Here is an 11,231-nt window from a genome sequence, read left to right on the forward strand (position 1 = left end):
GTCCACCCCGGCGCGCGCGCCGCGGCATCCGTGGTCCTCCGCCGCGCGGCGGATCCTGCTGGTCGCCGCCGTCGCGTTCGTGCTCGGCGGACTCACGCCGTGGGGTCAGCTCCTGCTCCCCGCCGAGACGTCGTCGCTGGCGAACTCCGCGGGCGGATGGACGATCCCGACCGCGCTGCTCGTCGTCCTCCTCGCGCGCGGGTACCGCGAGGCGGCCGTCGCGGGCGCGGCGGCGTTCATCGCGCTGACGCTCGGGTACGCCGTGGCATCCGGATGGCGCGGCATCGCCTTCGACCCGACGACCTGGGCGATCATCGGGGTGCTCGCGGGCCCGGTCGTCGGGTGCGCGGCGCACGCGCTCCGGCGCCGGGGCATGCAGCTCGCGCTCGGGACCTCGGTGCTCGCCGGGATCCTCGTCGGCGAGGGCGTCTACGGGCTCACGGTCGTCGCCGAGACGACGAGCCCCGTGTGGTGGTGGATCGAGATCGCGGTCGGCGCGGCCGTGCTGGTCGCCGGCGTGCTCCGGGTGCGGCCGTGGGGGCTCGCGCTCGTGGCGCTCACCGGCACCGTGCTCGTCGCCGGCCTCGTCTGGTCGGCATTCGTGCTGCTGCCGATCCTCGTGTTCCGGGGATGATGGAGGGCATGACGCACGACGCCCCGCCCGCACGACCGCGCGTGCTCGGTGCGGTCGTCGACGACGAGACCCGCTGCGTGCACTACCGCACCGACGTCGACATCGTCGCGATCCGCTTCGCCTGCTGCGGCGAGTACTACCCGTGCCACCTCTGCCACGAGGAGGCCGCCGGGCACCCCGCACGGCAGTGGCCGATCGCCGAGCGCGACGCGCACGCCATCCTCTGCGGGGCGTGCGGGGCCGAACTGCCGATCGCGAGCTACCTCGGCGTCGACGCCTGCCCGGAGTGCGGCGCGGCGTTCAACCCGCGCTGCCGGCTGCACGCGCACCTGTACTTCGAGACCGAGGGGTGAGGTCGCCCCACCCGCCGCTCAACGCCCGTCGGACAGGAACTCGATCGCCGCGCGTCGGAACTGCCGCGACCCGGGCGCGTTGAAGTGGTGGCGGTCGGGGATCTCGGCGAACGACCCGCCGGGCGTCGCCGCGGCGAGCGCGCGCGACTGCTCGATGATCGCGTCCTCGGTGCCGGTCGCGAAGAGGATCGGCTGGGGAGGCGGGTTCGACGGGTCCGGGTCGGCGTCGCCGGCGCGCATGCCCTCGGCGAGCGCGACGAGCGCGAGCAGGTCGTTGCCCGGGACGCGCTCCGCGAGCGTGACGTAGTTGCGCGTGACCGGGTCGTCGACGGGCGTCCCGTGCTCGGCGTACGCGCGCGCCTGCTCGATCTGCATGCGCGCGAGCGGGCGGCCGTCGGGGATGCCGCCGAGCACCGCCCGCTCGATGCGCTGGGGCACCTGCACGGCCGCCTGCCAGCCGACGCGGGCCCCGAGCGAGTAGCCCGCGTAGCGCACGGTGTCGACGAGGTAGGTGTCGAGGACCGTCACGAGGTCGCCGACGAAGGCGTCCATGCCGTAGGCGGATGCCTCGTGCGGCGTGTCGCTCGCACCGTGCCCGCGCTGGTCGACGCCGAGCACCCGGAACCCCGCGCGGAGCAGGTCGCGCACCCACCCGGTGCTCACCCAGTTGTCGCGGCAGCTCGACGCGAAGCCGTGCACGCACAGGACCGTCGGGGCGTCGTCCTCGCCCCACGAGTACGTCGCGATGCGACGCCCCTCCCCCGACATGACGAACTGCGGCGCGGGCATCTCGGTCAGTGACGGGAACGCGGCATCCATGTCGGCCATTCTGCCGCGCGGAGCGGCGCGTGGTCGGTCGTCGACGCCGGTCAGTCCGACGTGCCGCCGGCGAGCCCGGCCACGGCGGCGGCGTGCTGCCGGTGCTGCTGCGCGAACTCGACGAGCACCGCCTCGGTGTCCTCGGCGTGCCCGAGGAACGTCGCGCGCAGCACGTTCGCGTAGTCGTCGACGGCCTCCTCGAGCATCTGCCCGCTGCTGCGCACCGTTCGGTCGTCGGAGCGACGCGCGACCTGTGCGAGGTGCCGGGCGTAGGGCAGCTGGGCGGCCAGGGAGGCCATCGGCTCGTCCTCCGTGAAGTAGTACGTCTCGGCGTTCTGCCAGAGGTCGACCCGCGTCTGGGCGAGGTCGGCCGTGAGCGAGTCGAGGAGGCCGCTCGAGGTCGCGGATTCCATGTCGAGCACGTGCCCGGCGGTGTCGACACGGCGGATGAGGGCGATGCGCAGCGCGAGCGCACGTCGCCGGCCGAGCGCCGGGTAGAGCTGTAGGAACCACGACACCGCGGCGGTCAGCAGCGCGAACCCGATGAGACCCTGCAGTGGCGCGACGACCCGCAGCCAGGGCGCGATCGGGTAGACGTCGCCGAGACCGAGCGTCGACATGCTGACGGTGGAGTAGTAGAGCGCCTCGACGATCGCGGGGTACCTGGCGGGATCGATGCCGGGGCTGTAGCCGAACCCGTCGCGGACGAACGGCAGGTACACGAGCGCCCAGCCCACGACCTGCAGCGCCGCCCAGAGCGCGACGACCGCGACCGCGGCGAGGGGGCCCGCGAGTGTGCGGCCCCGTCGGCCGAGACTCGACGACAGGCTCCACGTCGACCGTGCGGTGAGATGCGAGACCCGCCCGCGGCCGGTCGGGTGCAGCAGCGTGTGGAACACCTCGTAGAGGCCGAGCGCGATGACGAAGACGCCCGCGACGACCGAGAGCACACTCACACGGCCATGCTACGGGCGCGTGCATGGTCGGCGTCAGCCGGCGACCGACGCCATGGGGGCCGCGGGCAGTTCGCAGGCGAACTCGTGCACGCCGCTCGTGCGCTCGTGCTCGGTGCCGTCGGGCAGCACGATCGTCGCGGTCGTCGAGACCGGCACCTCGACACCGAGCGTGAATCGGTCGCCGTCGAGCGACCACGACGAGGAGGCGATGCCGTACGGCGTCCGCATGCTCGCGCGTGCCGAGGTGAGTCCGCCGCCGACGAGCGGCGCGACCCGGAAGCTTCGGTAGCCGCCCGAAGTGGGCTCCAGGCCGGCGATGCGGCGGTACATCCAGTCGCCGACGGCACCCGCGGCGTAGTGGTTGAACGAGACCATGCCGCCGCTGGACCCCCCGTCCATCGCGCCCGTCCCCAGGTCGGCGATGTTGACCGTGCCGTCCGGACGCAGCGCGTCCCACCGTTCCCAGATCGTCGTGCCGCCGGACTCGATCATGTAGAGCCACGACGGGCACCCGGTCTGCAGCAGCAGCCGATAGGCCTCGTCGACCCGACCGCTGTCGGAGAGGGCGAACAGGATGTAGGGCGTGCCGGGGAATCCGGTCGAGAGGTGGCCGTCGTTGTCGTCGATCATCCGGACCAGGTTGTCGGCCATGGCCTCGCGCTCCGCGCCGGCGACGAGGTCGAAGTGCAGCGGCAGCACGTAGCCGGTCTGGAACTCGTCCTTCAGGGTGCCCTTCCCGTCGGTGAAGACCCGTCGGTAGGCGCCCGCGATCTCCTCGCGGAGGGTGCGGTAGCGCGCGGCATCCTCGTGCTCGCCGAGGAGGTCGGCGATCTGCGCGACGAGCGCGCACGAGCCGGCGTAGTAGGCGGTGCCGATCCACTTGCCCCGCGCGAGCCAGTCCTTGGCCGCGCCGGTCGGTGCGGCCCAGTCGCCGAACTGGAACGGGAAGCGCCAGACACGACGACGGTCGGTGCCGATCGCGAGGAAGCGCGACCACCACGCGGCGGCCTTCAGGAACCTCCGCATCGTCGGGTACTGGCGGCGGAGCAGCCCGAGGTCGCCGCGCGCGAGGTACTCCGCCCACGGGGCGAGGATGCAGACATCGCCCCAGACCGAGGTCGCCATCGTCGGGAACGGGTTGCCGGCCTTCGGCACGACCATGGGGATGCCGCCGCCGCGGGCCTGCTCGGCCGTGACGTCGCGCAACCACTTGTCGAGGAAGCGGCTCATGTCGAAGTTGAACGCCGCGGTCGAGGCGAACACCGCGAGGTCGCCGGTCCACCCCTCGCGCTCGTCGCGCTGCGGGCAGTCGGTGGGGATGTCGACGAAGTTCGACCTCCCGCCCCAGCGGATGGCGTCCTGCAGGCGGTTGAGCAGCGGGTCGGAGCAGGAGAACTCGCCGGTCTCCGGCAGGTCGGAGTGCAGGACGAGGGCGGTGAGGTCGAGGTCATCGGGGGCGATGCCGCGCACGCCCACGTAGCGGAATCCCATGTAGGTCAGTCGCGGCGAGTACTCCTGCTCGCCGTCGACGCAGGTGTAGGTCGCGGTCGCCTTGGCGGTCCGAAGCGAGGTCGTGAACAGCTCGCCGTCGACGAGCACCTCCGCATGGCGGAAGACCACCTCCTGCCCCCGCTGCCCGCGGAGCCGTGCGTGCACCACGCCGGCGAAGTTCTGGCCGAAGTCGTAGACGACCTCGCCGCTCGGCGCGACGGTGCGCGAGACCGGCTCCATCCTCCCCTGCGCGCGCACCGGCGGGCCGACCTGCGAGACGAGCGACGGCGTGCCGCGCGGCGCCGTGAGGTCCGCCGCCTTCCACGTCATCGCGTCTGGGTCGACTGTCGCATCGAAGGTCTCGCCGTCGTACCACTCGGCCATCCTCACCGGGCCGTCGGTCGCGACCTCCCAGTGGGGGCCGGTCGCCACGACGTCCGCCGTCCCGTCGGCGTACTCGACGTGCAGTTCGCAGAGGAGCGCCTGACGGTCGGCGTAGATGGCGTTCTTGCGCTTGTGCGTGAACGAGCCGACCGCCCAGCCGCCGGCGACCGTCGCGACGAGCGTGTTGGTCGCCGCGAGCGCGTCGGTCACGTCGTAGGTCTGCACCTGGATGAGGTGCGCATACGACGTGAACCCCGGGGCGAAGTACTCGTCCCCGACCTTCACGCCGTTGAGCTCGAGCTCGTACACGCCGAGTGCGGTCGCCTCGACCCAGGCACGCCGCACCGGCTTGGGCGCCGAGAAGCTCGTGCGGAACACCATGGGCACCGGCGACTGCTGCTTCGGCGTCTCGTACGCGGCATCCGTGATCCACCGCGCGGCCCACGGGCGGTCGAGGCGGCCCGTGCGGAACGAGGTCTCGGCGGTCGCAGTCGCTCCGCTCGTGCCCGTCGCCTCCACGCGCACCGGGTACTCCGTGTACGGTGCGAGGTCGCCGCCGTAGCGGATGCCGACCTGCTCGTCGGTGGTCGTCTCCCACTCGCCGATGCGGATCCGCGCCGAGGCGAGCGCCTCGCCGGGAACGGGCGAGGCCAGCGCGAACGCGATCGTGGGTGGCTCGTCGGTGATGCGTCCGGCCTCGAGGCCGTCGACGGTCAGGCGGGTGATCTGCATGGGTCAGCTCTCGGGTCGTGCGGTCGCGGCGGTGGCCTCGGAGGCGATGGTCGTCGTGGGCGCGGCGATCGACCGAGCGCGCGGGTCGGTCCGTCGGCCTCGGCGACGGAGGATCCGGCGGATGCCTCGGATCGGGTGCCCTTCGGCGATCTCGGCGAGCCCGGCGGCGAGTCCGTACGGCATGGCACCGCTCGAGGACATCGCGAGGCTCCGCAGCGACATGGCCGGCATCATGCGCAGCACGAAGTGCGCGCTCTTGAGCTTCGCGTCGCGTTCGGCCGACTCCGGCATCGCCTGCGCGGCGCGGAACTGGCGGCGCACGCGGCCGAGGACCGCGCCGAGCATGATGCGGCCGATCGCCGACCGGCGGGCATCGGCGAGGCGCGTCTCGAAGGTCAGGCGTCCCGAGCGGTCCTCCTCGGGCACGGTCCGGCCGAGGAGGAGCGGGAAGCTCGCCGGGATGCCGGTCGGCGGCGCTGCGTAGTCGGCGTCGACCGCGGCCGGGTACGGCGAGCGCGAGGGTCGGCCGCGTTCGACGACGAGCGGGGCGGTGAGGCGGATGTCGGCGGCGGACGCCGCGAGTCGGACCTCGTACTCGCCGTCCTCGAGCACCCAGTCGTGCTCCGCGACGTCCCAGTAGGCCAGGTCGCCGAGCGCGAACGAGAGCGTCACGCGCTCGGTGCCGCCTGCGGCGACGCGGACCTTCGTGAAGGCCCTGAGCTCCTGCTCGGCCTTGAAGACGGCGCCGTCGTTGTTGCGGACGTAGAGCTGCACGACCTCTGCGCCGTCCCTGTCGCCGGTGTTCGCGATGGTCGCGCCCACCTCGACGCGGTCGTCCACGACCCGCACGTCGAGGTCGCGGTAGGCGAACGACGTGTACGACAGGCCGTGCCCGAACGGGTAGCGGAGCGGAGTGCGGGCCGCGTCGTGGAATCGGTAGCCGACGTAGATCGACTCCGCGTAGCGCGCGATCGCGCCGCGGTCGTAGTCGGCGGCGGAACTCGCGTCTGCGGCCGTGTGCGTCCAGGTCTCGGTGAGCTTCCCCGACGGGTTCGCCTCGCCGAACAGCAGCGCCGCCGTCGCCTCGCCGCCCCGCATGCCGGGCAGCGCGAGGTCGAGCACGGCCGCGAGCTCGTCGGCGAACGGCAGCTCCACGGGTGCCCCCGCGAAGAGCACGAGGACGACGCGCGCGCCGGTGTCGAGGATCCGCCGAAGGAGCGCCGCCTGCGGCTCGCCGAGTCGCAGGTCGGCGCGATCGAAGCCCTCGCTCTCCTCGAAGTCGTCGAGGCCGCCGAAGAACAGCACGGTCGCGGCGGAGCGTGCACCGGCCAGCGCCTCCGTTTCGAGCGTCTCGTCACGTTCGGCGGTGAGCGTGCGGTAGCCGCGCGCGTAGGCGTATCGGATGCCGCGGGCGTCGAACGCGTCCTTCGGCGTGACGACCTCCGGCGGCAGGATCAGCGAGGAGCCCGCCCCCTGGAAGCGCATCTTCTCGAACGGCTCGCCGACCACCAGGAGCGGGCCGGATCCGGCAGACGGATCGAGCGGGAGCGTCCCGTCGTTCGCCAGCAGCACCGCGCTGTCCGTCGCGATCTCGCTCGCGAGCGCCGCATGCGCGGCGGGGTCGTGCGGGCGCGAGGGGCGGCCGGCGTCGACGGTCGCGCGCTCGATGAGGCGCAGCATCCGCCGCACCGCCTCGTCGAGCACCTCGGGGGCGAGGCGCCCGTCGTGGACCGCCGCGATGATGGCCTCGCGGTTGTGCGGGACCTCGCCCGGCATGTCGAGTTCGCAGCCGGCCTCGAGGCTCGCGACCCGGTCGTGCATGGCACCCCAGTCGGTCATCACGACGCCGTCGAAGCCCCACTCCTCGCGGAGGATGCCGGTCAGGAGCTCGCGATGGTCGGAGCAGAACGTGCCGTTCAGCCGGTTGTAGGCGCACATGACCGTCGCCGGCTGCGCCTCGCGGACGATCCGCTCGAACGCCCGCAGGTAGATCTCCCGGAGGGCGCGCTCGTCGACGAGGCTGTCGCCGACGAACCGGTGGTCCTCGCTCGAGTTCGCGGCGAAGTGCTTCACGCTGGTCGCGACGCCCTCCCCCTGCACGCCCTGCACGAATGCGCTGCCGAAGGCGCCCGAGACGAGCGGGTCCTCGGAGAAGTACTCGAAGTTCCGCCCGCATCGCGGGTTGCGCATGATGTTCACGCCCGGCGCGAGGAGCACGTCCACGCCGAAGTCGCGGCTCTCGCGGGCGATGGCCGCGCCCATGCGACGAGCGTGCTCGGGATCCCACGAGTGCGCGACCGTGGCCGAGGTCGGGAATGAGGTCGAGGGCCTGCTGTCGCCGACGCCGAACGCCCCGCCGTCGTCGCGCACCATCCGCACGCCGTGCGGCCCGTCGGTGAGCACGAGCGACGGGATCCCGAGCCGCGGGATCGCGTTCGTGCGCCACGAGTCGACGCCTTCGAGCAGGAGCGCCTTCTCGTCGAGGGTCAGCTCGGCGAGCAGGTCGTCGATCGCGGCATCGCCGAACCGCACGTGTGCGGTGGTGGTCGTCATGCTCAGCGCACCGATCGGATCCGGAGGATGACGAGCCCGCCGAGCAGGGTGAGCGCCGCGGCGATCACGTAGAGCAGCGTGTAGTTCTTCGCGCCGTCCGTGACGCCGACCAGCAGTACCGCGGACGCGATGAGCGGGGCCGCGGACTGCGGGATCGACGTGGCGAAGCCCGTGATGCCCATGAAGCGGCCGGCGTCGGTGGCCTTCTCGGGCAGCACGTCGAGCAGCAGCGCCTGGTCGACGGCGGAGAACATGCCGATGCCGGCGGAGACGATGAGCGAGCCGGCGATGAGCAGCGGCAGGTCCGTCGAGAACGCCATGATGAGCATGCCGACGGCCATGAGCACGCCGCCGCTGACCACGAACACCTTGCGGCGCCGGAACCGGTCGGAGAGGAATCCGCCGCCGAGCGCGCCCGCGGTCACGGCGAGCACGCCCACCCCGCCGAGCGTCGCGATGATGCCGGCGACCTCGGTCACCGGGACGCCGAGTCGGCTGGCGAAGAAGAACGCGGTGAAGGTCGTGTTCAGCGTCAGGCCGAAGTAGAAGAAGAAGCGACCGAGCCAGTTCCACGAGAAGTCCGGGTACTGCCTCGGGTTGTAGAGGTACTTGCGGAGAAGGCCCCCGGTGGTGAGCACGTCCTTCGCCAGGCCCCGGCTGTCGTCCTCGTGCACCAGCGTGACGAACAGCGTGACGAGCACGACGCCGACCGCGCCGGGGATCAGGAAGAGCAGCAGGGCGTCGCCGGTGACCCCGACCGTGAGGATGACGCCGAACACCGGAGCGACCTGCGTGGCGAAGCCGACGAGGCCGGCGACCTTGCCGCGCTGCTCCTCGGGCAGGCGGTCGGCCGTCGAGATCTGCAGGTTGCTGAGCACGGTGCCCCAGCCCCACTGCGCGAGCACCCAGCCGAGGCCGAGCACGAACACGCTCGGCGCGAGTGCCATCACGACGAGCGAGGCCACGCCGACGACCATGCCGCCGATCATGAAGGGGCGGCGACGCCCGATCGCCGTGCGGGTGCGGTCGCTCCAGATGCCCATGAACGGTGCGGTGAGCATGACGAACAGGGCGCCGGCGCCGGTGATGTAGCCGAGCAGCTCCTCTCGGCCGGGGGCGAGCTCGTTCACGCGGATCGACAGGGAGATCGCGAGCGGGGTGATGAAGGCCATGAAGACGCCGAACTGCGCCAGGACCATGAACCAGATGTAGCGGGCGTTCACCTTGGGCAGGTCGCCGGCGGCGTCGTGGCGGCGCTCGGACTCGGCCCGCTCGGCGACCGCGTCGGGGTCGACGGTCGCGGTCGGCATCGCGGCGGCGTTCGGCGTGACGATGGCCTCGTCGTCGTGGGGCTGCGGGTTCATTCGGACTCCGTTGTCGTGGGGGCGAAGCTGCGGCATCCGCCGCGCTCGCGGTGGCGGCTGCCGTCACTAGCGCGTGCTAGCAGGTGACGGCGATGCTACATTGGGTCACTAGCGCGCGCAAGTCGCGTCAACCCGATTCTTTCGGACAGGGGTGTGGATGTCGCAGACGACCACCGGCCGACGGGTCACCGCCGCCGACATCGCCCGGTCGCTCGGCATCTCCCGCGCGACCGTCGGATTCGTGCTCAACGACACCCCCGGCCAGACGATCTCGGAGGCGACGCGAACCCGGGTGCTCGACGAGGCCCGCCGACTGGGCTACCGACCGCATGTCGCCGCCCGGGCCCTGGCGACCGGGCGCACCCGCATCGTGCTGCTGGTACTCCCCGACTGGCCGCTCGACTTCAACCTGCGCCGGAACATCGAGGAGGCCTCGCTCGCGCTCGACGAAGCCGGGTACGCGCTGATCACCTACACGCCGCACCCGACCGGTCACTCGCGGCCGCTCTGGGAGACGCTGCAGCCCGACGTGGTGCTCGCGATGGCGCCGTGGGCCCCGGGCCAGGTCGAGTCGATGCGCGCGGCCGGCGTCACCCGGATCATCCCCGATCCGGACGCCCCACCTCAGGCCGAGTGGCACGAAGAGGGGCCGGCCCTGCAGGTCGGCCACCTCGCATCCCTCGGCCATCGGCGGATCGCGTTCGCGGGTTCGGCCGACCCGCGCATCGCAGACCTCGTCGCGCTCCGCCGGCACCTGGCACTCGAGGTCGCGGCCGAGCGCGGCCTCGAACCCGTCCCGGCCGCCGACATCGACCTGACGGATGCCTCCGCCGGGGCGGTCCTCGCCGAGTGGCGTGCCGCGGGCGTGACCGCGATCGCCGCCTACAACGACGACGTCGCGACCGCGTTCGTCGGCGCGGCGCAGCGGAGCGGCATCGCCGTGCCGGCCGGGTTGTCGGTGATCGGCCACGACGACACTCCCATCGCGTCGATTCTGGAGCCGCGCCTCACGACCATCCGGGTCGACACGGTCGGTCTCGGCCGGTTCCTCGCCGAGCTCGCCTTGAGCGCCGTCGAGGAGCGTCCGGAGCCGAGCGTGGGCCCCGAGCTCCGCGTCGCCCTCGTGGAGCGCGCCTCCACGGCGCCGCCGCGCGCGGGCTGACCACGCGGCATCCGTCGTCAGGACCGGCCCGGCCGACCGCCGTCGCCGCGGAGCGCGCTCAGCCCTGGAAGTCCTCCGGGTCGACGTCCTCGAGGAACTTCTTGAACTCCTCGAGCTTCTCCTCGTCCTCGCTGTCGTGGTGCTCGACCATCTCGGCTGGGATCCCCGCGTCGTCCATCACCGCGTCGGCCACGAAGAGCGGCGCGTCGATGCGGACGGCCATGCCGATGGCATCCGACGGCCGCGAGTCGATCACGAGCGGCCCGGCCGGCGTGACGAGCGTGAGCTCGGCGTAGAACGTGCCCTCCTCGATGCGGGTCACGTCGATGCGCTCGAGGTTGCCGCCGACGGCCTCGATGAGGGTGACCAGCAGGTCGTGCGTGAGCGGACGGGGGGCGTGGTCGCCGCCCAGGGCGATGAGGATCGACGTCGCCTCCTGCTCGCCGATCCAGATCGGCAGCACGCGCCCCTCGGCCGATTCCTCGCCGAGCGGCTTCAGCAGGACGATGTGCTGCCGGGCCGCGTCGAGCGCGATCCCGAGGACGCGGACCTGGACCATGGCGACTCCCGTCTGGTGGTCGGGACGTGGTCCTGCCATGGTACGTCGGGCGGCCGTCGGCCCCACCGGCGGAAGGTCCCGCGCGCAGCCGCCCCCGCGGGAACGATCAGGACGCCCGGCCGCCGAGGTCGCCGAAGAGGAAGTCGCTCCCGTCGACCTCGCGGCGCCGCGCGCGCTCCATCGGGTCGACCTCGGCGCCGTCGGGGCGCCGGACCTCGTCCGCG

General features: G+C 72.6%; 9 protein-coding genes. 3 read left to right on the forward strand and 6 right to left on the reverse strand.

Translation table 11 applies throughout. The features are described from left to right. Both ESO86_RS18585 and ESO86_RS05170 read left to right on the forward strand, forming a co-directional pair. Positions 1–634 (forward strand): DUF6518 family protein (locus tag ESO86_RS18585; protein ID WP_165307345.1); only part of this gene is annotated, 634 nt, incomplete at its 5' end. A gap of 8 nt (positions 635–642) precedes the next feature. Then, positions 643–987: a CHY zinc finger protein gene (locus ESO86_RS05170; protein WP_129233805.1), complete on the forward strand. Its 345-nt coding sequence runs from the start codon at positions 643–645 to the stop codon at positions 985–987. An 18-nt stretch (positions 988–1,005) separates the two neighbouring features. Here ESO86_RS05170 and ESO86_RS05175 read toward each other — a convergent pair whose 3' ends face one another. The 5 genes from ESO86_RS05175 to ESO86_RS05195 are packed head-to-tail and all read right to left on the reverse strand — an operon-like array spanning position 1,006 to position 9,286. Next, positions 1,006–1,806 (reverse strand): alpha/beta fold hydrolase, encoded by an 801-nt coding sequence (locus ESO86_RS05175; protein ID WP_129233806.1) that lies wholly within the window; start codon positions 1,804–1,806, stop codon positions 1,006–1,008. A 50-nt stretch (positions 1,807–1,856) separates the two neighbouring features. Next, positions 1,857–2,762, reverse strand: a complete 906-nt coding sequence (locus ESO86_RS05180) for a potassium channel family protein (protein WP_129233807.1) — start codon at positions 2,760–2,762, stop codon at positions 1,857–1,859. A 33-nt stretch (positions 2,763–2,795) separates the two neighbouring features. Further along, entirely contained in the window at positions 2,796–5,369 is a 2,574-nt protein-coding gene (locus ESO86_RS05185; protein WP_129233808.1) for a family 78 glycoside hydrolase catalytic domain, read from the reverse strand. 3 nt (positions 5,370–5,372) lie between these two features. Then, complete coding sequence (locus ESO86_RS05190) at positions 5,373–7,922, reverse strand: beta-glucosidase (RefSeq protein ID WP_129233809.1); 2,550 nt, start codon at positions 7,920–7,922, stop codon at positions 5,373–5,375. Positions 7,923–7,924: 2 nt separating this feature from the next. Next, positions 7,925–9,286 carry an MFS transporter gene (locus ESO86_RS05195; RefSeq protein WP_242492211.1) on the reverse strand — a complete coding sequence of 454 codons (1,362 nt, stop codon included), beginning with the start codon at positions 9,284–9,286 and terminating at the stop codon, positions 7,925–7,927. A gap of 157 nt (positions 9,287–9,443) precedes the next feature. On the opposite strand from ESO86_RS05195, the gene ESO86_RS05200 reads away from it, so the two are divergent. After that, positions 9,444–10,448, forward strand: a complete 1,005-nt coding sequence (locus ESO86_RS05200) for a LacI family DNA-binding transcriptional regulator (RefSeq protein WP_129233810.1) — start codon at positions 9,444–9,446, stop codon at positions 10,446–10,448. Positions 10,449–10,506: 58 nt separating this feature from the next. Here ESO86_RS05200 and ESO86_RS05205 read toward each other — a convergent pair whose 3' ends face one another. Then, a complete protein-coding gene (locus ESO86_RS05205) occupies positions 10,507–11,007 on the reverse strand; it encodes a bifunctional nuclease family protein (protein ID WP_129233812.1) in 501 nt (166 codons plus the stop codon). Between the last annotated feature and the right edge of the window lie 224 nt (positions 11,008–11,231).

Source organism: Agromyces binzhouensis, assembly GCF_004135055.1.
Lineage (GTDB): Bacteria > Actinomycetota > Actinomycetes > Actinomycetales > Microbacteriaceae > Agromyces > Agromyces binzhouensis.